Genomic DNA, 26,123 nt, shown 5'->3' on the forward strand with positions numbered 1-26,123 from the left:
ATGACGCAGCAGCCCCCGGTGGATTCTTCGGCCGTGTGGCATCGCGTCATCTCCACCCTGGAGGAGAACGGGCTCGCCCCACGCGACCGCGCCTACATCGGGTTGACCACCTTCGTTGGACTGCTGGACAGCACCGCGCTGCTCGCCGTGCCGTACCCGCAAACCAAGGACGTCCTCGAGACCACGCTGCGCACCCCGATCACCGAGGCGCTGTCCGCCGAGCTCGGCCAGGAGGTCCGGCTCGCCATCACCGTGGATGAGGATCTGCAGCGCCAGCTCGATGCCGACGCTGTCGATGACGAGCCGGCCGACGACGAGGGCGACGGGCCGAGCGCGGGGGCGGACACGGCATACGGGACCGCGTCCTCGGACCAGGTGAGCGCTCACGGCGGCCGGGGGACCCCCCAGCCTGGCGCGACCCACGGCGCCGTCCAGACCACCAGCGCCGAGGATGCCCGGCTGAACCCGAAGTACACCTTCGAGACCTTCGTCTCGGGCAGCTCGAACCGGTTCGCGCACGCCGCCTCGCTCGCGGTCGCCGAGTCGCCGGCGCGGGCCTACAACCCGCTGTTCATCTACGGCGAGTCCGGCCTGGGCAAGACCCACCTGCTGCACGCGATCGGGCACTATGCCCGCAAGCTCTATCCGGGGGTGCGGGTGCGCTACGTGAACTCCGAGGAGTTCACCAACGACTTCATCAACTCGATCCGTGACGAGAAGGCGGGCGCCTTCCAGCAGCGCTACCGCAGCGTCGACTTCCTGCTCGTCGACGACATCCAGTTCCTGCAGGGCAAGGAACAGACGATCGAGGAGTTCTTCCACACCTTCAACACGCTGCACAACAGCGAGAAGCAGGTCGTGATCACCTCCGACCAGCCGCCGAAGAAGCTGTCTGGCTTCGCCGAGCGGCTCCGCAGCAGGTTCGAGTGGGGGCTGCTCACCGACGTGCAGCCGCCGGACCTGGAGACCAGGATCGCGATCCTGAAGAAGAAGGCCGCCCAGGAGCGGATGGAGCTGCCGGACGACGTGCTCGAGCTGATCGCCAGCAAGATCACCACGAACATCCGCGAGCTCGAGGGAGCCCTGATCCGGGTGACCGCCTTCGCCTCGCTCTCCAGTCGGCCGCCGGACGCGGACCTGGCCTCGCACGTGCTCAAGGACATCATTCCCAGCGGCGAGGCCGCGGCGATCACGATGCCGACGATCATGGCCGAGGTGGCGGAGTACTTCCAGATCGGTGTCGACGACCTGTGCGGCACCTCGCGTTCGAGGGCCCTGGTCAACGCCCGGCAGATCGCGATGTATCTGTGCCGCGAGCTCACCGAGGCCTCGTTGCCGCAGATCGGCCAGGAGTTCGGGGGCCGTGATCACACCACGGTGATGCACGCCGACCGCAAGATCCGGCAGCTGATCGGCGAGCGCCGGGCGCTCTATGACCAGATCAGCGAGCTCACCGGCATCATCCGCAAGGCGAGCGCCCGCTGACGCGAGCGCAGCAAGCCTGGTTCAGCGGAACATCGATAGGCGAGCGCAGCGAGCTACCTGTTGGCGGGGGCTGGTGGGGGCGCAGCCCCCGACCGAGGGGCGACAGCACCCGACCGAGGTTGTCCACACCTGTGGATAACGCTGTGTGTCGTTGCTCACCGTTCACCCGAGTCACATTCGCCTGGTCGAGGCGCGCCCCGAACACACTCTCCTGCGTCACATCTGCCTCACCCGTGTCGCGGCGGGCTGTGCATGAGGGTGGGGACAGGCTGCGGATCCGTGCAGGTCAGGCTGGGGACAGGGGGTGTGCGTCCGGGTATGCCGTGTGGACGGTCGATCTGTGTCCACATCCCGGTGCTGCTCATCCCCAGCACTCCGGACAGGGTGTCCACATGGTGAACGGGATGGCACAGATGCGTGCCGACCTGCGGGAAAGCTGTCATTCGCAGGTGGTTGTCCACAGTGTCCACAACCCCGATGACGACGACGAAACCTCTAGAGAAGATCAGCTTCGTCCCACGTCCCTGCTGGGCTGACCCCCGCTCAGAGCACTCACGATCGACACCGGAACCACTCCTGAAGCACCACCTGGATCGCTCTCGACCCGGGGTGGTGCCGTGGCCCTGCTCGTGACATGCTGCTCTCCCACGTGCTGGCGCCGGGTTCGCCTGCCCGCACGTCTGTAGTTCGCCCGCGAGAGCCACTGTTCTCCGAGAGCCGAAAGGCACCTGTCGTGAAGTTTCGTGTCGAGCGCGATGTCCTCTCCGAGGCCGTGGCCTGGGTCGTTCGTGGCCTGAGCAGCCGGCCGCCTGTTCCGGTGCTGGCAGGTGTCCTGCTCACCGCTGACGAGGAGGGGACGCTGACCCTGTCGGCCTACGACTACGAGGTCTCGGCCACGATCACCGTCGAGGCGGAGGTCAGTGAGGGCGGCCAGGTCCTGGTGCTGGGCAAGTTGCTGGCCGACATTTCCCGCAACCTGCCGGCCAAGCCGGTCGAGGTCGCGACCGACGGTGCCAAGGTGCAGCTGACCTGTGGCTCGAGCCGGTTCTCGCTGATCCAGATGCCGGTCGCGGACTACCCCCAGCTGCCTGCCCAGGCCGAGACCAGCGGCACCGTGGCCGGGGATGTCTTCACCCAGGCTGTGCACCAGGTCTCCGTCGCGGCCGACCGCGGCGACACCCTGCCGATCCTCACCGGCGTCCGCGTCGAGGTCGATGGCGACAAGATCACCATGCTGGCCACCGACCGCTACCGCCTGGCGATGCGCGAGCTGACCTGGAGCCCGGGCAGCTCGGAGGCCAACCACGTCAGCCTGATCCCGGCCCGCACGCTGTCCGAGACCGCGAAGTCGCTCGGGGCGGCGGCCTCGGTCAATGTCGCCTTCGGTGATGGCTCCCGCTCCGACGGTCTGGTCGGCTTCGAGGCCGGTCAGCGCCGCACCACCACCCGCCTGCTCGACGGCGAGTACCCCAAGGTCACCTCGATCTTCCCCAACTCCGTCGACAGCGTCTCCGTCGTCGACACCCAGGCCCTGATCGAGGCGGTCCGCCGCGTGGCGCTCGTCGCCGAACGCAACACCCCGGTCCGCCTGCGGTTCACCGACGGCCAGGTCGCGATCGAGGCGGGCACCGGTGACGACGCCCAGGGCAGCGAGGCCGTGGAGGCCACCCTGACCGGTCCCGAGCTGGAGATCGCCTTCAACCCGCAGTTCCTGCTCGACGGGCTGGGTGTGCTCAACGCCCCCTTCGCCCGGCTGGCCTTCACCCAGCCCAGCCGTCCGGCCGTGCTGTCCGGGCAGGCCGAGGTCGACGGTGACTCCGATGAGTCCTACCGTTATGTGCTGATGCCGGTCCGCTTCGCGGGCTGATCACCGAGGCCGTTCGCTGAGCTGACCGCGCAGCCACCACGCAGATCCCGATACGAGCGCGAGGAGTCGACACGATGAAGATCGGCATGATCGGTCTGGGCCGGATGGGCGGCAACATGCGCGAGCGCCTGCGCCGCGCCGGACACGAGGTCTACGGCTTCGACCTGGACCCCGCGCACCGTGACGTCGACAGCCTGGAGGCGCTGGTCGAGGCGCTCGAGGGCGGCGACCCCCGGGTGGTCTGGGTGATGGTCCCGCACGGGGACCCCACCCGCTCCACCGTGGTGGCGCTCGGCGAGCTCCTCAGCGAGGGCGACCTCGTCATCGAGGGCGGCAACTCCAAGTTCACCGAGGACGCCGAGCTCGACGCACTGCTCGCCCCCAAGGGCATCGGCTACGTCGACTGCGGCGTCTCCGGCGGCATCTGGGGCCTGGAGAACGGCTACGGTCTGATGGCCGGCGGCCGTGAGGAGGACATCGAGAAGGCGATGCCGATCTTCGACGCGCTGCGCCCCGAGGGCCCGCGCGAGGAGGGCTTCGTGCACGCCGGCGATGTCGGCGCCGGCCACTACGCCAAGATGGTCCACAACGGCATCGAGTACGGCCTGATGCATGCCTACGCCGAGGGCTATGAGCTGCTCGCCGCCAAGGACATCGTCAAGGACGTCCAGGGCTGCTTCCAGGCCTGGAGCCGCGGCACCGTGGTCCGCTCCTGGCTGCTCGACCTCGCGGTCAAGGCGCTGGATGAGACCCCCGAGCTGGAGGGCATCAGCGAGTACACCACCGACTCCGGCGAGGGCCGCTGGACCCTCGAGGAGGGCATCGAGATGGCCGTCCCGATGCCGGTGCTCGCGGCCGCTCTGTTCGCCCGCTTCGCCTCCCGCCAGGAGAACTCCCCCGCTATGCAGATGGTCGCCGCGCTGCGCGGCCAGTTCGGCGGCCACAAGGTCAAGATGCTCGAGGCCGACCTGGACGAGGGTCAGGTCGAGGTGCACCACGGCGCCGAGCCCAAGCAGGACGAGGGCGAGCAGCGCCCCGGCGACCAGGACCACGACTGACCCCACATCGTGCACCTGCGCCACCTGGAGCTCCTCAACTTCCGTAGCTATCCGAGCGCCTCGGTCGCGCTGCGCCCAGGCGTCACGGTGCTGCTCGGCCGCAACGGCCAGGGCAAGACGAATCTCGTCGAGGCGGCCGGGTATGCCGCAACCCTGGGCAGCCATCGCGTCGCCCAGGATGCGCCCCTGGTGCGGGCCGGTGCCGAGACCGCGATCGTGCGGGCCGCGATCGTGCGGGACGGGCACGAGTCGTTGGTCGAGCTGGAGATCGTGCCCGGTCGGGCCAACAAGGCGCGGCTGAACCGCTCCCCTGTCTCCCGGCAGCGGGAGATTCTCGGCACCGTGCGCACGGTGCTCTTCGCGCCGGAGGACCTGGCTCTGGTCAAGGGCGACCCCAGCGAGCGGCGCCGGCTGCTCGATGACCTGCTCGTCGCGCGGCAGCCGCGGTGGGCGGGGGTGCGCGCTGACTACGACAAGGTGGTCAAGCAGCGCAACGCCCTGCTCCGCTCCGGCCAGCACCTCTGGCGCAGCGGGCGCGGGCGCAAGGCTGGCGGCCGGGGCGGACGGGCTGCCGTTCCGCGGCTGGCTCCCGGCGAAACCCTCGAGGAGGCGCGGGAGTCCGCGCTCGCGACACTCGCCGTCTTCGACGAACAGCTGGCCCAGGTGGGCGGCGCCCTGCTGTATGCCCGGTTGCGGCTCCTGCGGGACCTGCGCCCCTATCTGCGCGCGGCCTACCGCACGATCAGTGACAGCGACACGGTGGCGGATGCGGCATACAAGGCCTCGGTGTCGGGACCGATGGCCGACCGGTTGGCGGCGGGAGAGGTGGCCACGGGAGAGGGTGGCGAGGATCAGGTGCCGGCGCAGGAGGAGTTGGTCGGGGCGTTGCGGGACTCGATCGAGGCGGTGCGCGGGCAGGAGCAGGAGCGCGGGGTCAGCCTGGTCGGGCCGCATCGCGACGAGCTGCTGCTCACGCTCGGGGAACTGCCGGCCAAGGGCTACGCCAGCCACGGAGAGTCCTGGAGCCTGGCGCTCGCGCTGCGGCTGGCCGGCTTCCAACTGCTACGGCACGACCTGGGCACCGACCCGGTCCTGGTGCTCGACGATGTCTTCGCCGAACTGGACACCGGGCGGCGGGAGCGGTTGGCCGAGCTGGTCGCCGACTGCGAGCAGGTGCTGGTCACGGCTGCCGTGGCGCAGGACGTGCCGGAGAGCCTGCTCGGGCGTGCGGGGGGCACGGTGCTGCACGTGAGTCTTGGGAGCGTCGTGCCGGACAGTGACGATGGGGATGACGACGATGGGGACAACTCCGTGGACGCGGGTGGGTCCTCGTGAGCGAGCAGCCGCCGGGGAGGGCGGGGACGGAGCTGCCCACGCCGGGTGTGCCAGAACCAGACAGAGCGGAGTCGGGTGCCCCCGAGGAGGACGTCGACCCCCTGCACGCCGCACACGAGGCGCTGGCGCGTGCCCGCCGGAGCGCGCGGGCCAAGGGGCTGAGACCTGGATCCCCCGCCGGAGCAGGACGGCGCCGGGCCGTCGGTCAGGGCGCGGCTGCATCGCGGACCGACCGTGAACCGCACAGCCTCGGCGCCGAGGTCGACCGGCTCGTCGCCTCCCGCGGCTGGGATCCCGGGGTGCAGGTCGGCGCGGTCGTCGGACGCTGGCCAGCGATCGTCGGGGAGCAGGTCGCGGCCAATGTGGAGGTGGTGGCCTTCGAGAGCTCGGTGCTCACCGTGCGCGCGGTCTCCACGGCGTGGGCGACCCAGATGCGGCTGCTCGTCTCCACCGTGCTGGCCCGGATCGACCAGGAGGTCGGCGCGGGCGTGGTGACCGAGATCGTGGTGCAGGGACCGGGCGGTCCGAGTTGGCGTAAAGGCCCGCTCACCACCCGAGGCAGAGGGCCGCGGGACACGTACGGCTGAGGTGGGAAACGCCATACGGAGAAAGGCCTCGCAGAGCCGCTCAGGGGCCAGTTGACGTGTAGGGGATGGGACGAGCGCTGCGGAAGCGCGGAAATCGGCCTTTACGGGCCGGATTTGGGGTGTGGAAAGTCGGTTCTGGGGCCCTCGGTGAAGTAACATGGGGACGTTGCCCATTCTCACCCCCACCCCGAGGAGTACCGCGTGCCGACGACCGGTCCCGAGGTTCCTGACGAGCCAGCCATGCCGGAGCTTCCGCAGGCCCCCGCGCAGGACGGTGATCCGGACTCCTTGGCGACAGCCTCGGCCTACGACGCCTCCGCCATCACGGTGCTGGAGGGCCTGGAGGCCGTCCGCAAGCGGCCGGGCATGTACATCGGCTCCACCGGTGAGCGGGGCCTGCACCACCTGGTCTGGGAGATCGTCGACAACTCGGTCGACGAGTCGCTCGCCGGCTTCGCCAGCCGGATCGACGTCACCCTGCTCGCCGACGGCGGGGTGCAGGTGCGCGACGACGGCCGCGGCATCCCGGTCGACATCCACCCGGTGGAGAAGAAGCCGGCCGTCGAGTTGGTGCTGACCCAGCTGCACGCGGGCGGCAAGTTCGGTGGCGGCGGCTACAAGGTCTCCGGTGGTCTGCACGGCGTGGGTTCCTCGGTCGTCAACGCGCTCTCGAGCCGGCTCGACGTCCAGGTGCGGCAGAAGGGCCAGGTGCATGAGCAGACCTACGCCCTCGGCGTGCCGCAGGCGCCGCTCGCCGAACGCCCGGCCGACAACGAGCAGGAGCGTCAGACCGGCACCACGATCACCTTCTGGCCCAGCGCCGACATCTTCGACGCGGTCGAGTTCGATCACGAGACCATCCGCGCGCGCTTCCAGCAGACCGCCTTCCTCAACAAGGGTCTGACGATCACGCTGACCGACGAGCGGCCACGCGAGGCCGCCCCGGTGGACGCGATCGATGAGGACCTCGACGCGGACCTGGACAGCGGTGCCGGGCAGGTCGACGCCGAGGAGGCGACCCCCGAGGCCCCGGACGCGGCCGAGCGCGCGACCAAGCCGCGCACCATCGTCTACCGCTACGACAACGGGCTGCTCGACTACGTCACCCACCTCAACAAGAGCAAGCGCTCGGAGCCGGTGCACGAGGAGGTCATCGCCTTCGAGGGTGAGGACACCGATCGCCTGCTCGGCGTCGAGGTCGCGATGCAGTGGACAGGTGCCTACACCGAGTCGGTGCACACCTACGCCAACGCGGTGAACACGCACGAGGGCGGCACCCACGAGGAGGGCTTCCGCGCCGCGCTGACCCGCCTGGTCAACGACTTCGCCCGGGAGAACAAGATCCTCAAGGAGAAGGACCCCAATCTCACCGGTGAGGACATCCGCGAGGGCCTGACCGCGGTCATCTCGGTCAAGCTGGGTGAGCCGCAGTTCGAGGGGCAGACCAAGACCAAGCTCGGCAACTCCGAGGTCCGTGGCTTCGTGCAGTCGGTGATGACCGACCAGCTCGGCCACTGGCTGGGGGCGCACCCGCGCGAGGGCAAGGAGATCGTCGGCAAGGCCGTCCAGGCCGCGACCGCCCGGATCGCCGCCCGCAAGGCCCGCGATGCCACCCGGCGCAAGGGGTTGCTGGAGTCCGGCGGGCTGCCGGGCAAGTTGCGCGACTGCCAGTCCAACGACCCCACGATCTCGGAGGTCTTCATCGTCGAGGGTGACTCGGCCGGTGGTTCGGCGGTGCGCGGGCGCAACCCGCACAACCAGGCGATCCTGCCGATCCGCGGAAAGATCCTCAACGTCGAGAAGGCCCGGATCGACAAGATCCTGGCCAACCAGGAGGTGCAGGCGCTGATCAGCGGGTTCGGCACCGGCATCGGTGAGGACTTCGACATCTCCAAAGCGCGGTATCACAAGATCGTGCTGATGGCTGATGCCGACGTCGACGGCATGCACATCCGGACGCTGCTGCTGACCCTGCTCTTCCGGTTCATGAAGCCGCTGATCGAGGCGGGCTATGTCTACCTCGCTCAGCCGCCGCTCTACCGGATCAAGTGGACCAACGCCGAGCACGAGTTCGCCTTCACCGACCGCGAGCGCGATGCGCTCGTGCGGGCCGGGATGGAGCGTGGCTGGCGGTTGCCCAAGGACACCGGGATCCAGCGCTACAAGGGTCTGGGTGAGATGGACTACAGCGAGCTGTGGGACACCACCATGAACCCCGACACCCGCATCCTGCTGCAGGTGACCCTCGATGACGCGGCCAAGGCCGACGAGCTGTTCTCGATCCTGATGGGCGAGGACGTGGAGTCGCGCCGCAGTTTCATCCAGCGCAACGCGCGCGACGTGCGCTTCCTCGACATCTGACCACTCGGCATACCTAAGGAATCATGGCTGACGACGAGACCACCGACGTGCCCGAGACCCCGGACCTGCCGGAGGAGCCGCTGACCGCGGACGAGGCGCTGGAGAACGCGCTGTCCACCGACGGCACCGACCGGGTCGAGCCGATCGACCTCAACGCCGAGATGCAGCGCAGCTACATCGAGTACGCGATGAGCGTGATCGTGGCGCGCGCCCTGCCGGACGTGCGCGACGGCCTCAAGCCGGTGCACCGCCGGGTGCTCTACGCGATGTACGACGGTGGCTATCGCCCCGACCGCGGCTTCAACAAGTGCGCGCGCGTCGTCGGCGACGTCATGGGCAACTACCACCCGCACGGTGACAGCGCGATCTACGACGCGATGGTCCGCCTCGTGCAGGACTGGTCGATGCGGTACCCCCTCATCCAGGGCCAGGGCAACTTCGGCACACCGGGTGATGACCCGGCGGCCGCCCCGCGCTACACCGAGTGCCGGATGCACCCGCTGGCCATGGAGATGGTGCGCGACATCCGCGAGGACACCGTCGACATGGTCGACAACTACGACGGCAAGACCAAGGAGCCTTCGGTCCTGCCCGCGCGCTTCCCGAACCTGCTGGTCAACGGCTCGGCCGGGATCGCGGTCGGGATGGCCACGCAGATCCCGCCGCACAACCTGCGCGAGGTCGCCTCCGGTGCCCAGTGGCTGCTGGACCACCCGGACGCCTCCCGTGAGGAGCTGCTGGAGAAGCTGCTCGAGATCATCCCCGGCCCGGACTTCCCGACCGGCGCGCTGATCATGGGCCGCAAGGGCATCGAGGATGCCTACCGGACCGGTCGTGGCTCGATCATCATGCGCGCCGTCGTCGAGGTCGAGGAGATCAACGGGCGCACCTGCCTGGTCGTCTCCGAGCTGCCCTACCAGGTCAACCCGGACAGCCTGGCCCGCAAGATGGCCGAGCTGATCAAGGAGGGCCGGATCACTGGCATCGCCGACCTGCGCGATGAGACCTCCGGCCGCACCGGGCAGCGCCTGGTCATCGTGCTCAAGCGCGACGCCGTCGCCAAGGTCGTCCTCAACAACCTCTACAAGCACACCCAGCTGCAGCAGTCCTTCGGCGCCAACATGCTGGCCCTCGTCGACGGGGTGCCGCGCACGCTGCCGATCTCGGCCTTCATCCGGCACTGGGTGGACCACCAGATCGAAGTCATCGTCCGCCGCACCCAGCACCGGCTGGGCGAGGCCGAGCGTCAGATCCACGTCTTCCGTGGCTATCTCAAGGCGCTGGACCAGCTCGATGAGGTCATTGCCCTCATCCGCCGCAGCCCCTCCGCCGATGAGGCCCGCACCGGGCTGATGGAGTTGCTGGACATCGACGAACTCCAGGCGCGCGCGATCCTGGACCTGCAGCTGCGCCGGCTGGCCGCCCTGGAGCGCGAGCGGATCGTGGCCGACCACGACGCTCTGCAGGCGCAGATCGAGGAGCTCAAGGCGATCCTGGCCTCCCCCGAGCAGCAGCGCTCGATCGTCTCCGAGGAACTGGCCGAGATCGTCGACAAGTACGGCGATGACCGACGCACCACGATCCATGCCTTCGACGGCGACATGTCGATGGAGGACCTCATCCCCGAGGAGGACGTGGTCGTCACCATCACCCGGGGTGGCTACGTCAAGCGCACCCCGGTGCGTGAATACCGTGCGCAGAATCGTGGCGGCAAGGGCAAGCGTGGCGCTGCCCTGCGCGCCGACGACGTGGTCGAGCACTTCTTCGTCACCAGCACCCACCACTGGATGCTCTTCTTCACCGATCAGGGCCGGGTCTACCGCGCCAAGGCCTACGAGTTCCCCGAGTCCGGTCCGACCGGCAAGGGTCAGCACGTGGCCAACCTGATGGCCTTCCAGCCCGGTGAGCGGATCCGTTCGGTGCTGCCGTTGGAGAGCTACGAGCAGGCGCCCTACCTGCTGCTCGCCACCCGCAACGGCCTGGTCAAGAAGTCCCGCCTCACCGACTACGACTCCCCCCGCTCCGGTGGGCTGATCGCGGTCAACCTGCGTGAGGGCGATGAGTTGGTCGGCGCCGCGCTCACCTCCGCCGAGGACGACGTGCTGCTGGTCTCCAGCGGTGGCCAGTCCGTGCGCTTCCTGGCCAGCGACAACACGTTGCGGCCGATGGGGCGCGCCACCTCTGGTGTCACCGGCATGAAGTTCCGCGGCGAGGACCAGCTGCTGGCGATGCAGGTGGTCCCCTCGGGCACCGATCCGTTCGTCTTCGTCGTCTTCGAGTCCGGTATGGCGAAGCGCACTCCGGTCTCGGAGTATCGGGTGCAGGGTCGTGGCGGCGTGGGCATCAAGGTGGCCAAGGCCACCGGGAAGGCCGGCGCCGTGGTCGGTGCCCTCCTGGTGGACGAGACCGACGAGGTCCTCGTGCTCACCGAGCGCGGCAACGTAGTGCGCTCGGCGGTCGGTGGTGAGCAGGGGGTCCGGGTCACCGGCCGGGACACCCAGGGCGTCATCTTCGCGCGCCCGGGCAAGAACGACTCGATCGTGGCCGTGGCGCGCAACCCCGAGGCTGCCGAGGAGGTCGCGGACGTCGTTGCGGACGACACGGACGACGAGACCGCCGATGGAGCAGGTGCCGACGTCACCGGCGAGGATGTCTCTGCTGGTGGGACGGATGGCGTACCGTCGGAGGAGTCCGGGACCGACCAGGATGCGGGCACCGACAGCAGCGACACTGGCAGTAGCGACACTGGCACGAGTGACACCGGCAGCAGTGCGGAGGGCGAGGAATGAGCGACGAGACCCAGGTGGACGCCCGGGCAGGCGCTGACGAGCGCTCCTCCGACGCTCCTGCCAAGGACCAGGCTGCTCGCGACCAGGCTGCTCGCGACCACGGTGCCGCCTCCGCCGATGAGGCCAAGGCGAGCAAGGACAGCCCGAGCAACGCTGGCAAGGGTGAGGGCGGCGACGGTCGCACCTCCACGGCCGCCAAGATGCGCGACGGTGCCCTGGCTCGTACGGCCCAGGGTCGCGACCTCGCAGCCCGCAAGGCGCGTGCGCTCAAGGGAGCCACCGCTGGCCTGGCCTCCGGGTCGGCCGCGGGCGCCAGCGCTGGTCGGGCTCCCGCTGGGGAACGTCCGGCCGGTCAGCGTGGCGGCTCGTCGTCGACGACCGAGTTCGGCGCCCGGACCGCTCGCACCAACCAGGGCACCGCCCGCACCGGAGCCCCGCGTCCGCCGCGCCCCCCGCGCCGGGGTGGCCCGCGCCGCGTCCGGCTGACCGCCCAGCGGATCGACCCGTGGTCGGTGCTCAAGATCAGCTTCCTGGTCTCCGTCGCGCTCGGCATCGCCGGCGTGGTGATGGTGGCGGTGCTGTGGACCGTGCTGTCGGGGATGAACGTCTTCTCCACGGTCAGCGACTTCTTCGACCAGGTCACCAGCGGTGAGACCGGTGGTCCGACCTTCGACCTGATGGACTACCTGGGCCTGGGCCGCGTCGTCTCGCTGGCCGCGGTGATCGGCGTCCTCAACGTCTTCCTGCTGACCGCGCTGGCCACCCTGACGGCCTTCCTCTACAACATCTGCGCGGCCCTCGTCGGCGGCGCCCAGGTGACGCTGTCCGACGAGTGACCTGCTCGGTCAGCGTGAGCACCTGAGCACATCATCTGCCTGTGAGTGCCCCGATTCGGTACGCTCTGGCGCCGTTGGCTGGATCAAACCGGGGCATTCACAGCAAGGCTGACACGGGCGTGGCCGGGTCCGATCGATGTGGTTGACCTACCTGCTCAGGGTCAGTACCCCCGGCTGAGCAACCGGTCCCGCGCCGCGGCGACCTGGCTGCCGGACTGGCGACGCGCCATACGGCGAAGCAGGACCGGGGCGAGCGCCATCCCCACGATGGCCCACCCGAGCAGCACGATCAGGGTGAGGCCGACGCGGTACTCCCCGCCGAACTCCAGCTCCCCCGCCTCCGGCAGCAGGATCATCCGCAGCGCCGACCCGATCCAATAGATCGGGGTCGCCTGCGCCATCCACTGCAGCCACGTGGGGAGCGCTACGACCGGGAAGAACAACCCCGAGATGAAGGCCACGGCATACAGGGCGATCATCGCCCACGCCAGACCGAGCATCGTCCGGAAGATCGACCCGAGGATCGCGCCCCACGGCATCATCGCGGCGACGGCGAGCAGGAAGACCACGACCAGCAGCAGCCACGGCCCCACGCTCGTCGGCATCACCCCCGGCAGCAGCAGCGTGGCGCCCACCACCACCGGCAGGATCGGCAGCACCGCCTCGAACGGGGTGACGATGAGCTTGGCGATCAGGTGACCGGTCATCCCGTGCGGCACCGCCTTGGCGCGCAGCAGCGTGCCGTCCTCACGCTCGGTCTGCAGCTCGCCCGCGACGCCCATCACGGCCGCGGCGATGATGCCGAAGGCGAGGAAGCCGGTGAACACGTAGACGCCCGCGTTGATCGCCTCCTCGCCGAAGTCCGCGTCCCGGATGAACCACAGCACGCCCAGGATCACGGCGGCCAGGACGAGGCTGCCGACGCCGGCGAACGAGGTGTACTTGCGGATCAGCACCACCTTGGCCTGCTGCCAGGCGGCGCTAAGCACGGCGGCGGTGGGACTCATGCGCTCTCCTGGTGGTCTGGAGCGGGCTGGGCGGCGTCGCGCACGATGTCGAGGTAGACGTCTTCCAGGCTGCTCGCGCGCACCTCGACGACCTGGACCTCGCCGGGGCGCTCGGCCAGGACCCGAGTCAGGTATGCCGTGGGGTCCGGGTCGTGGTGCACGCTCACCTCGCCCGTGGCCAGGTCGCGCAGCCGGACCTCGCTGGAGCGGGAGAGTTGGTGGCGCAGCGCGTCCGGATTGCCGTCGGCCACGATCCGGCCGCCGGCGAGGATGAGGAGCCGGTCGGCGAGCTTCTCGGCCTCGGTGAGGTCGTGGGTGGTGAGCAGGATCGTGGTGCCCTGCTGGCTGTTGGCGTCGCGCAGGCTGGCGATGAGGTCGTGGATGTCGCGGCGGCCGGCCGGATCGAGACCGGTGGTGGGCTCGTCGAGGAAGAGCAGCTCGGGGCGGCCGACGAGCCCGACGGCGACGTCGAGGCGGCGGCGCTGGCCGCCGGAGAGGGAGTCGATCCGTGATCCGCTCTTGGGTCCGAGCCCGACCAGCTCGAGCAGCTCATCGGTCTGCCACGGACGGGGCGTCTCGGGGGTGGACCACGGGCGGTAGTAGGTGCCCATCACCTCGACCAGGTCGTGCACCCGCCAGGTCGCGTGGTCGCGCCAGCTCTGCAGGACCACCCCGACCCGGGCGCGCCACGCCTCGGGCGCCGTGTCGGGGCGTTGGCCGAGGACGCTCACGGTCCCGGCCGAGGGCTTGCGGAAGCCCTCCAGGATCTCCACGGTGGTGGTCTTGCCCGCGCCGTTGGGGCCGAGGAGCGCGACTACCTGGCCGGTCGGGATCTCCAAGTCGATGCCGTCGAGGACGACATTGTCGCCGTAGGCCATGGTGAGCCCTCGGGCGGTGACGGCGGGCTCCATGCTGGTCACCCTACGTGGTGCTCGGCTCCGCTCCGCCGCCCCGTATGCCGTGTGCTCGGCGTTGTTTTGGTGCGCGGGCCTGCGGTGAGGTAATCTCGTGCGGCGCGCGGGCCTATAGCTCAGTCGGTTAGAGCGCTGTCCTGATAAGACAGAGGTCACTGGTTCAAGTCCAGTTAGGCCCACCACCCGCCGTTCACGACCAGCCGACCTCGCGTCGATGGTGATGAGACGCTGAGATCGCCGCCGACGCACCAGTTCTTGAGCCAAGGAGTTCGATCCATGAAGCGCTTTCTGTTCATCGCCGCCGCTGCGGCTGGGCTTGCAGTCCTGAAGAAGATGCAGGATCAGCAGGCCGAGCGGGACCTGTGGGCCGAGGCCACTGACGATGTGACCGGCGCGCACGCGCGCTGAGTCACTCGCTCTGCGCACACCACACGCACAACACAAGTTAATCACCAGCTGAAGCAGGGCAACCTGACTGCAGCAACACGCTCGGGGGCGTGGCGCAATTGGTAGCGCATCTGCTTTGCAAGCAGAGGGTTGTCGGTTCGAGTCCGGTCGCCTCCACCCAGGTCAGAGGCCCTTCCCGCTCCGCGGGGAGGGCCTCTTTCGTGCCCGTACCCCAGCAAAGTACTGCAGCAGATGCGCCTCGTATCGCCCTGACCTGCGGGTATGTGGTCAGCATGGGCCCGCGGGCAGCGCACTCGAAGGCGCGCTGCCGCCGATCCCGCGGGCTGCCCCTGGGTGGCGACTCGGGTTGCGCCCCGGACGTTTACCCCGTAAACATTGCTGGCACGCGTCATACCCTGACAGAGAGAAGTCATCATGGAGAACGCCCTGGACCAGCTGTGGACCACGCTGGTCGTCTACGTCCCCAAGGTCGTCCTGTTCCTGCTCATCCTCGTGGTGGGCTGGCTGGTGGCCAAGGCCATCGGGAAGGCCGTCGACAAGGTCCTCGAGCGCGTCGGCTTCGACCGGGCGGTCGAGCGCGGCGGGGTGAAGAAGGCCCTGGGGAAGTCGACGTACGACCCCTCCTCGATCGTGGGCAAGCTGGTCTACTACACCCTGCTGCTGTTCGTGCTGCAGATGGCGTTCGGCGTCTTCGGGCCCAACCCCATCAGCGAGCTGCTCACGCGGGTGATCGCCTTCCTGCCCAGCGTCATCGTCGCCATCATCATCATCGTGATCGCGGCCGCGATCGCGGCGGCGGTCAAGGAGCTGATCTCCAACACCCTCGGTGGGCTGTCCTACGGCAACATCCTGGCGAACCTGGCCGCGGTGTTCATCCTGGGCCTGGGCGTCATCGCGGCCCTCAACCAGGTCGGCGTCGCCACCACCGTGACCCTGCCGGTCCTGATCACCGTGCTCGCGACCATCGGCGGCATCCTCGTCGTCGGGGTCGGCGGTGGCCTGATCAAGCCGATGCAGGCCCGGTGGGAGCGCTACCTGAACACCATGGCCGAGGAGTCGGAGAACATCAAGGCCGAGGCTGCCAAGGCTCCCTCGCTGAAGGAGCAGGCCCAGCAGGCCAAGGCCAAGGTCGAGGCGACGGAGGCGCGCACCCGCCCCGGCAACGGCGCGAGCCCGGCCGACGTGCCGTTCGACCGCGCCAAGCACTGAGCGCAGAGGTCGACTACGGCGGGGGGTGCCGCATCAGGTTGCCGGCAGGTGTCACCCGCCCTACGTTTACAAGGTAAACATTCCACTCGACAGATGGGAGCATGACCATGATTACCGACGAGCAGGTCCACCACCTCCTCAACGACGGTGTCGTCCTGGACGAGTCCGGCGACAAGGTCGGCAAGGTCGGCCAGGTCTACCTGGACGACGAGAGCGGCCGCCCCGAGTGGGTCACCGTCAGCACCGGGTGGTTCGGGACCAGCGAGACGTTCGTCCCGCTCCAGTCCGCCTCGGTCCAGGGGCGCGAGGTTCGCGTGCCCTACGCAACGGAGTTCATCAAGGACGCCCCCCGGGTGGAGGCCGACCACCACCTCAGCGAGCGGCAGGAGGCCGAGCTCTACCGCTACTACGGCCTCAACGGGGCCGGGGGCGACACCTCCGGCAGGCAGGACAGCGCCGTCGGGACCACCGGCGTGGACACCAACGTCGGGCACGACACGTCGGGCCCGAACACCGACGACGCGATGACCCGCTCGGAGGAGCGCCTGGACGTCCACACCGAGAACGTGGCGACCGGCCGGGCGCGGCTGCGCAAGTACATCGTGACGGAGAACGTCACCACCACCGTCCCCGTGCAGCGCGAGGAGGTGCGCCTGGAGCGTGAGCCCATCACCGAGGCCAACCGCGACCAGGCCCTGGCCGGTGGTGACCTGACCGAGGAGGAGCACGAGGTCGTCCTGTCCGAGGAGCGCGTCGTGGTGGACAAGGAGACCGTCCCGGTCGAGCGCGTCAGCCTCGGCAAGGAGACCGTCACCGAGCAGGTGGAGGTCACCGAGGACGTCCGCAAGGAGGAGATCGAGGCCGACGTGCCCGAGCACCGCACCGACCGCGGCTGATCAGTCCCTCACGCCTCGTGGTCCCGCTGCCCTGACGGGTGGCGGGGCCACGGGGCTTCTGCAGCTTCCGAGAAGGAGGCCGGCTTCCGCGCGGCGGTTGACCGGCGCAGGGGCGTCCTCACCTCGGGAGAGCACGGGGCGACCGGGTTACTGTGGACCGAGTCAACCCAGTCGACAGACGCGAGGGAGCCTCAGGTGGCCAGACCCAGGACGACCGCGACCAGGACCCGGTTGAGCCGCGACGTCATCGTGACCACGGCGCTGCAGTTCATCGACGCGCGCGGCGCCCAGGGACTGACGATGCGCAAGCTGGGCGCAGAGCTGGGGGTGGAGGGCATGGCGCTGTACCGCCATGTCTCAGGTCGCGAGGACCTCCTCGAAGCCGTCGTCGACCATCTCCTCGAGGGGATCCTGCCCGGCCTGGACGAGGAGCTCGCCAGCACGTGGCAGGGCTACCTGCAGAGCCTGGCGCACCAGGTCCGTGCCGTCGCCACCGAGCACCCCCAAGCGTTTCCCCTCGTCGCCACCCGGCACCCCGCTGCCCCCTGGCTGCGGCCGCCGCTGCGCCGGCTGGACGTCGTCGAGCACTTCCTCACCACCTTGCACAGCCACGGGTTCTCCGACGAGCAGACCGTCGAGGCCTACCAGGCGTTCAGCTCCTTCCTGCTCGGTCACCTCCTGCTGGAGTCAGCGCAGCAGGGCGCCGAGACCGGTCCGGTCGAGGAACCCCTCGACGAAGGCAACGCCGACATCCCCGGCGACGACGCCGATCTGGACCTCACGCAGATGCCCAGCATCACCCGACTGCGGCCCCTGCTGAGCCAGGACAAGAGCGCTCAGGAGTTCGAGATCGCCCTGGAGACCCTCACCGACAGGTTCGAGATGTCCCTGAGCCAATGAGTACGGCGCGGCCCGCCGCTGCGCACCGGCCAGCAAGGCGCTGAGTCACCGCCGTTGTCCGCGTGCGCCTGCTGGCTGAGCCCGGCCTCCCGGCGCGCTCGGCGCACCGCCGCACCCGGGTCCTTGACCGTCCTGAGCATGCGGCCCACCTCCACCCGAGATGTCACGGATCTGTGACATTCACGAATGTCACGGTTCGCCGACATTCGCATTTGTCGTCGAACCGTGACATCCGCGTTTGTCGCACGGGTGCTGCAGCCGCCCTAGCCAGCAGAGCCGCCCAGTTGTCCGCCGAGCTGACGCAGTGCCTCGCGGGTGGCCTGCGCCGAGACCTGGGAGTAGACCTCCATCGTCATCGAGATCCGGCTGTGCCGCAGCACTGCCATCGCCACTCGCGGGTGCACCTCGAGCGAGACGCGCAGGCTCGCACAGGTCCGCCGCGTGGCGTGGACCGGGATGATCGGGACGCCGGCCTTGCGCGCCCGGGTCTTGAACGCCGTGTGGAAGTTGCGCGGGTCGAGCGGGTCACCGAGCCGGGTCGTGAAGACGAGGCCGCAGTCGCCCCACATGTCGCCGGCCGCGAGCCGTCGCCGGTTCTCCTGGGCCCGGTGCCGCTCGAGGGCCCGCACGGCGATGTCCGGCAGCGGCAGCGGAGCGTCGGAGGCAGGGGTCTTCGTCCGTCGCCGGAGCAGCTGGCCGTCGACCCGCTGGACCTGCCAGGCGATGTACGCCTCGCCCTGCTCCAGGTCGACGTCCTCCCACGCCAGGCCGAGCACCTCGCCCCGGCGTAGCCCGAGCACGAGCAGCAGCACGTAGGCCGCATACATCGCATCCCGGGCGTCACGGGCGGACTCGAGGAAGCGCCGAGCGTCGTCCACGGACCACACGGCCGATCGCTTCGCCCGGGGCACGGGCACGCGCACGAGCGCGGCCACGTTGCGGAGGACGAGCTCCTCGCGCATCGCCTGGGTGAGTGCCCCGCGTAACACGCGCCACGCCTGGTGGACCGTCCACTCCGAGGCGACCTCGTGGCAGCACTGCCCACGTGCGCAGCACTGCGGCTCGGGCCGCGCGGCGTCCTTGCCCTGGAAGCAGCACTGGCACCGCACCCGCAGTTCGTTGACCCAGGTCTGGACGTCGCGGACCGAGAGCTTCTCGAGCTTGCGGTCCCCCAGGTCCGGCACGATGTAGAGCCGGGAGAACATCTCGTAGTTGCTCGCCGTAGCCGGCGAGAGCCCGGGGCGCACGGTCTCCGTCAGCCACTGCTCCAGGAAGTCGCGCAGCTTGGGCGAGACCGGGACGACCGGGCCGCGCCGCGCCTGCTCGTGCAGCCGCAGCCACTTCTCGTGGACCTCGGCCCTGGTCTTGCCGTAGACCGACTTGCGCTGGCGCCGGCCCGCGGGAGTGGTGATCCACGCGTGGGCCGCGAAGCCGTTCCGGTAGGGGTAGATCGACCCCTCCCCGTTCGCCCGCCTGCTCACGGCCAGTCCGCCTCCGCCTCGGCGGCCCGCTTGGCGACGTACTCGTCGACCCACGCAGGCAGGATGCGCCGCGACCCGCCGTCCTTGAGCGAGCGCAGGTCGCCGGAGATGCACATCATCCGCACCTTCGTCGGCCCGTAACCGAGCATCTCCGCCACCTCGGGCACGCTGTACCACCGCCGCTGCAGCGGCCCGACCGGTGCCTTGCGCCGCTGCTCCGGACCTCCGCTTGCCATCGTCGACATGTCCACTCCCTTCGTTCAGGGACCAACCTCCAGTAGGCCAGATCCCGTGCGGACCAGGCAGGCACTCGACCGTCCCTGTGGACAACCCACTCGACGACGAATCCGCCTACCCCCATATGCGGCCGAGACCCACCCCTGGGACTCACGTCTTTCTGACTTTGTTCGAGCAGCTCCGCGACCGACCGACAGACCCACCGACAGCGCTGCAGAAGCAGATCGAGGACACACCCACTGCACTCGGTGAAACTCGTGAACCCCTGGGGCTCGTTCGGCCGCATTTGGTATACGTGATGACGTTGCACAAGCTCGCCGCCGGGTCCGGATACACGTACCTCACCAAGCAGGTCGCCGCCCACGACGCCACCGAGAGGCGGCAGGTCGGCCTCGCCTCCTACTACGAGGAGAAGGGCGAGGCGCCCGGGCGCTGGCTGGGAACGGGGCTGGCCGGTCTCGACCTGGCCGAGGGTGACGTGGTCACCGAGGAGCAGATGAAGCTGCTCTTCGGGCAGGGCCGCCACCCGCGCTCCGACGAGCCCGAGGCGGCTGTGAAGGGGTGGGGCGCGCTGGGGCGGGCGTTCCCGACCTTCGACGCCACGACGCTGCGGCAGTTGACGGCGCGGGCGTTCAGCGAGCACAACACGTCACGAAGCCTGGCGTGGAACGCCCCCATCCCGGCGCAGGAGCGGGCGGCGATCCGCACCCAGGTGGCCCAGGAGGCGTTCGAGCAGCGGCACGGCCGCGCCCCGGCGGACGAGGCCGAGCTGACGAGGTTCGTCGCGAGGGCGTCGCGGCCGGGGCAGGTGCCGGTGGCCGGGTTCGACCTGACGTTCTCCCCGGTGAAGTCGGTCTCGACCCTGTGGGCCCTCGCCAATCCCGAGGTCGCGAACCAGATGGAGGCCGCGCACGAGGACGCCGTCCGAGCCACGCTGGCGATGCTCGAGCGTGAGGTGGCGTTCACCCGGGTTGGCAAGGGCGGCATCCGCCAGGTCCCGGTGACCGGGTTGGTGGCGGCGGCGTTCGACCACCGCGACTCGCGCACCGGGGACCCGGACCTGCACACCCACGTCGTCGTCTCCAACAAGGTCCAGTCCCTCTCCGAGGAAGGTGGCCGGTGGCTCACCCTCGACGGGCGGATGCTGTTCAAGGCCAAGGTCATGGCCTCCGAGCACTACAACACCCACCTCGAAGCTGGGCTCGTCGAGCGGCTCGGCGTCCGGTTCGTCGACCGTCCAGGGCAGGAAGGCAAGCGTTCGGTGCGGGAGATCGCCGGCGTCGACCCGGCTCTGCTGTCCGCGTGGTCGTCCCGGCGGCAGGCGATCGAGACCCGCCAGTCCGAGCTCGCCTCGGCGTTCCTTTCCGACCACGGCCGGAACCCCACCACGATCGAGGCGTTGGCGCTGGCGCAGCAGGCGAACCTGGAGACGCGGCCAGACAAGCACGAACCCCGCTCCGAGGCCGAGCAGCGGGGGGCCTGGCGGGAGCAGGCCACCGCCGTGCTCGCCCCCGACGGGCGCAGCCCAGAAGGCATGGTCGCCGCGGCGGTGGGGGCGCGGGGGGGACGCAACCGGGAGCGCAGTAGAGACGCGGGTATCGGCGCAGGTCATCGGGTGGGGACGCTCCCGGGACACCTCCCCGGCAGCGCGGGGGTGGGGGCGTGCGTCCCCAGGTCGTCGCCGCACGGGTCCTGAAGGTGCTGGAGGGCTCGCGGGCCACGTGGCAGGTGTGGCATGTGCGCGCAGAGGCGCTGCGCCAGCTCCGCACTGCCCAAGTCTCCCTGGACAGGCTCGAGGAGCACGCGCGTGAGGTCGAACGCTGGGTCCTGCAGCGCTTCTCGGTCCCCGTCGGCGTACCACCGCAGCTGGGCGAACCTGAGGTGCTGCGCCGACCGGACGGACAGCCCACCCACACCGTGCACGGCAGCCAGGCCTACACCTCCAGGGCGATCCTGGCCGCCGAGGACGAGCTGCTGGCCCTGGGATTGCGACGCGACGGCCGCCAGGCCGACCCCGGCGGGGTTGAGGCTGCTCTCACCAAGCAGACAGACGCGGGATTGCCGCTGGACCGGTCGCAGACCGCGATGGTCCACAGCCTGGCCACCAGCGGGTGCCGGGTCCAGGTCGCCCTCGCCCCGGCCGGCGCTGGCAAGACCGCTGCGCTGCGGGTGCTCGCCCGGGCATGGGAGGCCTCCGGCGGCCCGATACTCGGCCTGGCTCCGACCGCGGTCGCGGCCGAGGAGCTCGGCCGCGCCACCGGCATGCGCACCGACACCCTCGCCAGGCACCTCCACCAGAACGCCGTGGCAGGTGCCTCTCCGGGAACGGGGACGACGTCCGCCTTGGGTGGAGCGGTCGGTCCGGGAACGTTGGTGCTCATCGACGAGGCCGGCATGGCCGGCACCCGCGACCTCGCGGCCGTGGTCCGGCAGGTGGTCGACGCGGGCGGCAGCGTGCGCCTGGTCGGGGACGACCAGCAGCTGGCTGCCGTGGCCGCCGGTGGGATCTTCCGTGACCTGGCCGAGCAGGGCCACGCGCACGGCACCACCGCGACGTTGACCGAGCTGCACCGGTTCACCGACCCCGCCGCGCTCGATCACTACGTCGACCACGGCCGCGTCCACAGCGGCGACACCGCGGACGTGGTCGAGGCGGCGTACGCGGCCTGGGTCGCCGACCAGCAGGTCGGGTTGTCCAGCCTGCTGCTGGCCGCGACCCGGGACACCGTGCGCGAGCTGAACCAGCGCGCCCGGCAGGACCGCTTCGAGGCTACTAAGCAGCCTCCCGGCTGCGACGTGAGCCTAAGGGACGGCACCCGCGCCAGCGCCGGCGACACCGTGATCACCCGCCGCAACGACCGAAGTCTGCGCGGCACGGACGGGTCCTGGGTCAAGAACGGCGACCGGTGGCGTCTCCTCGCGGTCCACCCGGACGGGGCCGTGTCGGTCGAACGCCACCATGACGGAGGAGGGAGGAGGCCTGCCCACCTCACCCTGCCGGCGGAGTACGTGGCGGAGCATGTGCAGCTGGGGTACGCCAGCACCATTCACGGCGCCCAGGGCGCGACCGTGGACACCACCCACACAGTCCTGACCGGTGCAGAGTCCCGTCAGGCGTTGTACGTGGCACTCTCCCGTGGCCGGCAGACCAACCACCTCTACCTCCCCACACCCACCGCCTCGCTGGATGCCGTCGGTCCGGAGGTGCAAGACACGGTGGTGGAGCCGCGGCAGGTGCTCACCGACATCCTCACCCGCGACGGCCGCGCCCAGTCCGCCACGACCGTCGAGCGTGGCGACGCCGCCCAGTTGCTGCGTGAGGCGGTGCTGGCCTACCAGGACGCCCTACCGGTCCTAGCCCAGCAACACCTCGGCCACGAACAGATGGCTGCTCTGGACGACGCGCTCGAACGGTGGCTACCGGGCCTGCCCGGGCAGCCGGCATACCCACACTTGCGGGGCCAGCTCGCGCTGCGCTGGGCCGACGGGACCCCGCCACAGAGGGTGGTAGAGGAGGCCACCTGGTACCGCGGCACCCAGTCCCTCACCGAGGCCGACGACCCCGCCGCCGCCCTCGCCTGGCGCATCGCCGGCGCCACCCCGCCCCCGTACCGGGATGCACCGCTGCCCTGGCTGCCCGACGTCCCACCCGTCCTACGCCAGGACCCAGGTACGAGCGACTACCTCAACCGGCTCGCCCAGCGGATCGACGACCTCAAGCAGCGCATCGCCGACGAAGCCCGGCAGGCAGGCGCATCCGACCAGATGCCATGGCAACGGGCACTGCCATCGCACGTGGACGACCAGTTCATCGGCGACCTCGCCATCTGGCGAGCCGCACAGGGCCTCCCACACACCGAGCCCAGCCCCACCGGCCCGCCCATCAAGGAACCCGAGGCAGCAAGGCACCAGACCCGACTAATCCGGCGAGTGAGCGCGCGGACCTCGGCTCCCCACGTGTCGAATCCGAAGACAGACGCTGGTGGCAACAGCCTCCGAGCCAGCCAGCGACGAGCAGAGCGTCATGCGCTCCATGACAACGCCTCACGTGAAGCGTCTGGTCCTTCCCGGTGATCGGTCCCCCGACCAAGGCTGAGTCCACGTGGTTCGCCGCCGCGCTACATGCCGCAATGCCGATATCCATGCCTGAAGATGGCCCAAGCGGCTTGGGCTTGGAAAGCCACGTATTCAGTGCAAGCTTCAGGGGTTCTGGATGCGCAGAGGGCAAGGGAGGCGATGACCTGCTTTGGGGCGGAAGGGTGGCCTCTCGGCCACCCTTCCGCCTAACCGCCCACGACACTCTCACCGTGACCAGCACGGTCTGGCCGCGCACTAGATCAGCACGACTCCGGCGTCATGCCCGTGGCAGATGGCGCGCCATGTTCGATAGGGAGGCAGTCGACGCCGATCTTCATCGGACTACTCATTCGCCTGGACGCGTGGTCTTTCTGACGCGAACCATCGTCGCCCCAACCAATATAGCGACAGAGGAAGGGCGGTCGCCCACAACACCTTGCCTATGAACTGGCCGACAACCGTTTCCATGGTCAGCGGGAAACCCGCGAGCGACAAGAACACGAAGGTGTCGATTGGGGCGGAGACGATATTTGAGACAAGAGCTCCTTGGATAAAACCTTTGGCTCGCCTGATTGGTACGTAGACCCCGAAGTCGACCAGTTCCGCGCTCACGAACGCGACCGTCGAGGCAACGGCTAACGCTGGTGACGACAGCGCCCATGAGATGGCGCCGCCCATTGCGATCGCGGCTAGACCCCACCCCCGGCCGCCGAAACGGTGGACGAAATCACGAGCCAATAAGGCGAACCCGGCAGCGTAAGTACCTGCCGTAACCAGCAAACCAAAGCCCACGGATACTAAGCCCAGGCGCTCAGTCACTACATTAGCTAGTACGACCGCCGCGACGTACGCGACCACCGCCACCCCGAGTGCCGCCTTCGACCGCTCGGCACTGCCTGCCGGTCGTGCGCGTTGAAGTAGCGTACTCATTGGTCCCCTCCACGGTAAATGCATCCGGAGGTGCAGGTTTCGCGCACGCGCACCTCTCTCAGATTCGGGAGTTTAGGCACGAGTCGGTCCCAGATCCACTTAGCCAGCACTTCGCTCGTGGGGTTCTCGAGCCCAGGGACATCATTGAGGTAGTGGTGATCGAGTTGGTCCTCAAGCGGCTTGAACGCTGCCTTGATATCGCCGAAGTCTTGGACCCAACCCGTGGTTTGTCCAACAGGGCCAGAGACATGGACCGCAGCCTGATACGAGTGCCCGTGCAGGCGGGCACACTTATGGCCTTCCGGGACGTTTGGCAATCGGTGTGCGGCCTCGAACGTGAACTCGCGGTAGATCTCGGAGTGGTAGGTCACGGAATTCCTAGGTGCTTGTGCGTCTGCAGGCTGAGTTGCCAAAGCGGGTGGTCGAGGCAGAACTGCACGGCCAGTGCGGTGTTGGCCGCGACTTCCGGGCCGTCCATCGGTTGGACGCGAAAGCTCTCGAAGTCGAGATGCTCGAAGGCTGTCGGGTCGACGCCGCCTTGAGGGACGACGAACTTGAGTTCCTGGCCCTTCTTGACGACGAGCCGTGAGCCGATCTTCGGGCTGACGCATAGCCAGTCGACCCCGGGCGGCGGAGCAACAGTCCCGTTTGTCTCGACCGCAACGTAAAAGCCGCGGTCGTGGAAGGCGGCGATGGCCTCAACGTCCAACTGAAGCAGAGGTTCGCCGCCGGTGCAGACGACCATCGGACGTCCGCCGCCGTTCACCGGCCACTTCGACGCCACGGCCTCGGCAAGCGCCTCTGCTTCGCGGAACTTTCCGCCACCCTCGCCATCGGTGCCGACGAAGTCGGTGTCACAGAACTTGCAGATCGCTCGCTCGCGATCGGCTTCCCGACCCGTCCACAGGTTGCACGAACTGAAGCGGCAGAACACCGCCGGGCGTCCGGCGTGAGCACCCTCGCCCTGGAGCGTATAGAAGATCTCCTTGACCTTGTACGTCATGCCGGCTCGTCCTGGTACTCGAGGGGATCTTTGAGGTCCGCCTCCGCGAAACCCTTGAGGCGGAGGAGGCAGGAGTCGCAATGACCGCATGGACGGCCCTGGTCACCCGGGTCGTAGCAGGAGGAGGTCAACGAATAGTCGACCCCGAGCCGCGTTCCGACCTGGACGGTCTGTGCCTTCGTCAGGTCGATCAGCGGGGTGTGGATCTTGAGTCCGTTACCCTCCACCCCCGCGCGGGTGGCGAGGTTGGCCATGCGCTCGTAGGCCGCGATGTACTCGGGCCGGCAGTCGGGGTATCCGGAGTAGTCCAAGGCGCTGACCCCGATGAAGATGTCGCTGGCGCCCACCACCTCGGCGTAAGCCAGCGCGTAGGACAGGAACACGGTGTTGCGCGCCGGGACGTAGGTGAGGGGGATCTCGTCGTCACCGATCTCGTCAACCGAGTCGTGCTTCGGCACCTCGACGTCCGAGGTCAGCGCTGATCCGCCGAAGACCCGCAGGTCGAGGTTGCACACGACGTGCCGCACCACCCCTGCGGCCTCAGCGACGCGCTGCGCTGCTTCGACCTCGATCTCGTGGCGCTGGCCGTAGCGGAAGCTCAGCGCGTACGGTTCGAAACCTTGCTCCTTCGCAATCGCGAGAACGGTTGTCGAGTCCAGGCCCCCGCTCAGCAGGACGATGGCCTTCCGCGTCATCTCCAACACCTTCTCCAATCGGTCCGATCAGCCGGTCGACCTCACAGC

Annotated in this window: 22 protein-coding genes and 2 tRNA genes; 16 read left to right on the forward strand and 8 right to left on the reverse strand. The window is 69.2% G+C overall.

All coding sequences use genetic code 11. From position 1 onward, the window contains the following. The 8 genes from dnaA (at position 1) to ACQBAT_RS00040 (ending at position 12,318) form a co-directional block, all read left to right on the forward strand. Positions 1-1,485 (forward strand): chromosomal replication initiator protein DnaA, encoded by a 1,485-nt coding sequence (gene dnaA / locus ACQBAT_RS00005; protein WP_420747774.1) that lies wholly within the window; start codon positions 1-3, stop codon positions 1,483-1,485. Positions 1,486-2,218: 733 nt separating this feature from the next. Continuing rightward, the gene (gene dnaN / locus ACQBAT_RS00010) at positions 2,219-3,352 is read left to right on the forward strand and encodes a DNA polymerase III subunit beta (protein ID WP_420747773.1); all 1,134 of its coding nucleotides are present in this window, start codon (positions 2,219-2,221) and stop codon (positions 3,350-3,352) included. 74 nt (positions 3,353-3,426) lie between these two features. After that, positions 3,427-4,410 carry a phosphogluconate dehydrogenase (NAD(+)-dependent, decarboxylating) gene (gnd, locus tag ACQBAT_RS00015; protein ID WP_420747772.1) on the forward strand — a complete coding sequence of 328 codons (984 nt, stop codon included), beginning with the start codon at positions 3,427-3,429 and terminating at the stop codon, positions 4,408-4,410. A 9-nt stretch (positions 4,411-4,419) separates the two neighbouring features. Continuing rightward, positions 4,420-5,745 carry a DNA replication/repair protein RecF gene (locus tag ACQBAT_RS00020; protein ID WP_420747771.1) on the forward strand — a complete coding sequence of 442 codons (1,326 nt, stop codon included), beginning with the start codon at positions 4,420-4,422 and terminating at the stop codon, positions 5,743-5,745. Further along, positions 5,742-6,332, forward strand: a complete 591-nt coding sequence (locus ACQBAT_RS00025; protein ID WP_420747770.1) for a DUF721 domain-containing protein — start codon at positions 5,742-5,744, stop codon at positions 6,330-6,332. Before ACQBAT_RS00020 ends, ACQBAT_RS00025 begins: the two co-directional genes overlap by 4 nt. 240 nt (positions 6,333-6,572) lie before the next feature. Next, on the forward strand, positions 6,573-8,693 hold the full coding sequence (gene gyrB, locus ACQBAT_RS00030; RefSeq protein ID WP_420747866.1) for a DNA topoisomerase (ATP-hydrolyzing) subunit B: 2,121 nt from the start codon (positions 6,573-6,575) through the stop codon (positions 8,691-8,693). Positions 8,694-8,716: 23 nt separating this feature from the next. Beyond that, positions 8,717-11,482, forward strand: a complete 2,766-nt coding sequence (gene gyrA, locus ACQBAT_RS00035; RefSeq protein ID WP_420747769.1) for a DNA gyrase subunit A — start codon at positions 8,717-8,719, stop codon at positions 11,480-11,482. After that, the gene (locus ACQBAT_RS00040) at positions 11,479-12,318 is read left to right on the forward strand and encodes a DUF3566 domain-containing protein (protein WP_420747768.1); all 840 of its coding nucleotides are present in this window, start codon (positions 11,479-11,481) and stop codon (positions 12,316-12,318) included. The genes gyrA and ACQBAT_RS00040 overlap by 4 nt, the downstream gene beginning before the upstream one ends. 161 nt (positions 12,319-12,479) lie before the next feature. On the opposite strand, the gene ACQBAT_RS00045 is transcribed toward ACQBAT_RS00040, so the two are convergent. Both ACQBAT_RS00045 and ACQBAT_RS00050 read right to left on the reverse strand, forming a co-directional pair. Beyond that, positions 12,480-13,325 carry an ABC transporter permease gene (locus ACQBAT_RS00045; protein ID WP_420747767.1) on the reverse strand — a complete coding sequence of 282 codons (846 nt, stop codon included), beginning with the start codon at positions 13,323-13,325 and terminating at the stop codon, positions 12,480-12,482. Further along, positions 13,322-14,236 carry an ABC transporter ATP-binding protein gene (locus ACQBAT_RS00050; protein WP_420747766.1) on the reverse strand — a complete coding sequence of 305 codons (915 nt, stop codon included), beginning with the start codon at positions 14,234-14,236 and terminating at the stop codon, positions 13,322-13,324. The genes ACQBAT_RS00045 and ACQBAT_RS00050 overlap by 4 nt, the downstream gene beginning before the upstream one ends. A 108-nt stretch (positions 14,237-14,344) precedes the next feature. Between ACQBAT_RS00050 and ACQBAT_RS00055 the strand changes: the two genes are divergently transcribed. The 6 genes from ACQBAT_RS00055 (at position 14,345) to ACQBAT_RS00080 (ending at position 17,652) form a co-directional block, all read left to right on the forward strand. Next, positions 14,345-14,421: transfer RNA gene (locus tag ACQBAT_RS00055), tRNA-Ile, on the forward strand. Positions 14,422-14,515: 94 nt separating this feature from the next. Continuing rightward, positions 14,516-14,647, forward strand: a complete 132-nt coding sequence (locus ACQBAT_RS00060; protein WP_420747765.1) for a DLW-39 family protein — start codon at positions 14,516-14,518, stop codon at positions 14,645-14,647. An 83-nt stretch (positions 14,648-14,730) separates the two neighbouring features. After that, positions 14,731-14,803: transfer RNA gene (locus ACQBAT_RS00065), tRNA-Ala, on the forward strand. 258 nt (positions 14,804-15,061) lie between these two features. After that, positions 15,062-15,856, forward strand: a complete 795-nt coding sequence (locus ACQBAT_RS00070; protein WP_420747764.1) for a mechanosensitive ion channel family protein — start codon at positions 15,062-15,064, stop codon at positions 15,854-15,856. A 107-nt stretch (positions 15,857-15,963) separates the two neighbouring features. Beyond that, positions 15,964-16,752, forward strand: coding sequence for a DUF2382 domain-containing protein (locus ACQBAT_RS00075; RefSeq protein ID WP_420747865.1), 789 nt, complete (start codon positions 15,964-15,966; stop codon positions 16,750-16,752). Between the two features lie 195 nt (positions 16,753-16,947). After that, the gene (locus ACQBAT_RS00080; RefSeq protein WP_420747763.1) at positions 16,948-17,652 is read left to right on the forward strand and encodes a TetR/AcrR family transcriptional regulator; all 705 of its coding nucleotides are present in this window, start codon (positions 16,948-16,950) and stop codon (positions 17,650-17,652) included. A 263-nt stretch (positions 17,653-17,915) separates the two neighbouring features. On the opposite strand, the gene ACQBAT_RS00085 is transcribed toward ACQBAT_RS00080, so the two are convergent. Together ACQBAT_RS00085 and ACQBAT_RS00090 are read right to left on the reverse strand one after the other, a co-directional pair. Further along, the gene (locus ACQBAT_RS00085) at positions 17,916-19,133 is read right to left on the reverse strand and encodes a tyrosine-type recombinase/integrase (protein ID WP_420747762.1); all 1,218 of its coding nucleotides are present in this window, start codon (positions 19,131-19,133) and stop codon (positions 17,916-17,918) included. Then, positions 19,130-19,378 (reverse strand): helix-turn-helix domain-containing protein, encoded by a 249-nt coding sequence (locus ACQBAT_RS00090; RefSeq protein WP_420747761.1) that lies wholly within the window; start codon positions 19,376-19,378, stop codon positions 19,130-19,132. Before ACQBAT_RS00090 ends, ACQBAT_RS00085 begins: the two co-directional genes overlap by 4 nt. A gap of 290 nt (positions 19,379-19,668) precedes the next feature. On the opposite strand from ACQBAT_RS00090, the gene mobF reads away from it, so the two are divergent. Continuing rightward, complete coding sequence (mobF, locus tag ACQBAT_RS00095) at positions 19,669-21,066, forward strand: MobF family relaxase (RefSeq protein WP_420747760.1); 1,398 nt, start codon at positions 19,669-19,671, stop codon at positions 21,064-21,066. Then, positions 21,033-23,444, forward strand: a complete 2,412-nt coding sequence (locus tag ACQBAT_RS00100) for an ATP-dependent DNA helicase (protein ID WP_420747759.1) — start codon at positions 21,033-21,035, stop codon at positions 23,442-23,444. The genes mobF and ACQBAT_RS00100 overlap by 34 nt, the downstream gene beginning before the upstream one ends. 345 nt (positions 23,445-23,789) lie before the next feature. On the opposite strand, the gene ACQBAT_RS00105 is transcribed toward ACQBAT_RS00100, so the two are convergent. The 4 genes from ACQBAT_RS00105 to queC form a co-directional block, all read right to left on the reverse strand. Further along, positions 23,790-24,266, reverse strand: a complete 477-nt coding sequence (locus tag ACQBAT_RS00105) for a VUT family protein (protein ID WP_427197717.1) — start codon at positions 24,264-24,266, stop codon at positions 23,790-23,792. Between the two features lie 107 nt (positions 24,267-24,373). After that, positions 24,374-24,748, reverse strand: coding sequence for a 6-carboxytetrahydropterin synthase QueD (queD, locus tag ACQBAT_RS00110; protein ID WP_427197718.1), 375 nt, complete (start codon positions 24,746-24,748; stop codon positions 24,374-24,376). Next, a complete protein-coding gene (queE, locus tag ACQBAT_RS00115; RefSeq protein WP_420747757.1) occupies positions 24,745-25,380 on the reverse strand; it encodes a 7-carboxy-7-deazaguanine synthase in 636 nt (211 codons plus the stop codon). Before queE ends, queD begins: the two co-directional genes overlap by 4 nt. Further along, the gene (queC, locus tag ACQBAT_RS00120) at positions 25,377-26,075 is read right to left on the reverse strand and encodes a 7-cyano-7-deazaguanine synthase QueC (protein WP_420747756.1); all 699 of its coding nucleotides are present in this window, start codon (positions 26,073-26,075) and stop codon (positions 25,377-25,379) included. The genes queE and queC overlap by 4 nt, the downstream gene beginning before the upstream one ends. Positions 26,076-26,123 lie beyond the last annotated feature (48 nt).

It is taken from the genome of Ornithinimicrobium pulveris (assembly GCF_050261105.1).
GTDB lineage: Bacteria > Actinomycetota > Actinomycetes > Actinomycetales > Dermatophilaceae > Ornithinicoccus.

What these genes read in the sequence shown, in the direction of transcription:
- dnaA (WP_420747774.1), top strand. Translation starts at nt 1, where the DNA reads ATGACGCAGCAGCCCCCGGTGGATTCTTCGGCCGTGTGGCATCGCGTC.
- gnd (WP_420747772.1), top strand. Translation starts at nt 3,427, where the DNA reads ATGAAGATCGGCATGATCGGTCTGGGCCGGATGGGCGGCAACATGCGC.
- gyrB (WP_420747866.1), top strand. Translation starts at nt 6,573, where the DNA reads ATGCCGGAGCTTCCGCAGGCCCCCGCGCAGGACGGTGATCCGGACTCC.
- gyrA (WP_420747769.1), top strand. Translation starts at nt 8,717, where the DNA reads ATGGCTGACGACGAGACCACCGACGTGCCCGAGACCCCGGACCTGCCG.
- ACQBAT_RS00040 (WP_420747768.1), top strand. Translation starts at nt 11,479, where the DNA reads ATGAGCGACGAGACCCAGGTGGACGCCCGGGCAGGCGCTGACGAGCGC.
- ACQBAT_RS00045 (WP_420747767.1), bottom strand. Translation starts at nt 13,325, where the DNA reads ATGAGTCCCACCGCCGCCGTGCTTAGCGCCGCCTGGCAGCAGGCCAAG.
- ACQBAT_RS00050 (WP_420747766.1), bottom strand. Translation starts at nt 14,236, where the DNA reads ATGGAGCCCGCCGTCACCGCCCGAGGGCTCACCATGGCCTACGGCGAC.
- ACQBAT_RS00060 (WP_420747765.1), top strand. Translation starts at nt 14,516, where the DNA reads ATGAAGCGCTTTCTGTTCATCGCCGCCGCTGCGGCTGGGCTTGCAGTC.
- ACQBAT_RS00070 (WP_420747764.1), top strand. Translation starts at nt 15,062, where the DNA reads ATGGAGAACGCCCTGGACCAGCTGTGGACCACGCTGGTCGTCTACGTC.
- ACQBAT_RS00075 (WP_420747865.1), top strand. Translation starts at nt 15,964, where the DNA reads ATGATTACCGACGAGCAGGTCCACCACCTCCTCAACGACGGTGTCGTC.
- ACQBAT_RS00090 (WP_420747761.1), bottom strand. Translation starts at nt 19,378, where the DNA reads ATGTCGACGATGGCAAGCGGAGGTCCGGAGCAGCGGCGCAAGGCACCG.
- mobF (WP_420747760.1), top strand. Translation starts at nt 19,669, where the DNA reads ATGACGTTGCACAAGCTCGCCGCCGGGTCCGGATACACGTACCTCACC.
- queE (WP_420747757.1), bottom strand. Translation starts at nt 25,380, where the DNA reads ATGACGTACAAGGTCAAGGAGATCTTCTATACGCTCCAGGGCGAGGGT.
- queC (WP_420747756.1), bottom strand. Translation starts at nt 26,075, where the DNA reads ATGACGCGGAAGGCCATCGTCCTGCTGAGCGGGGGCCTGGACTCGACA.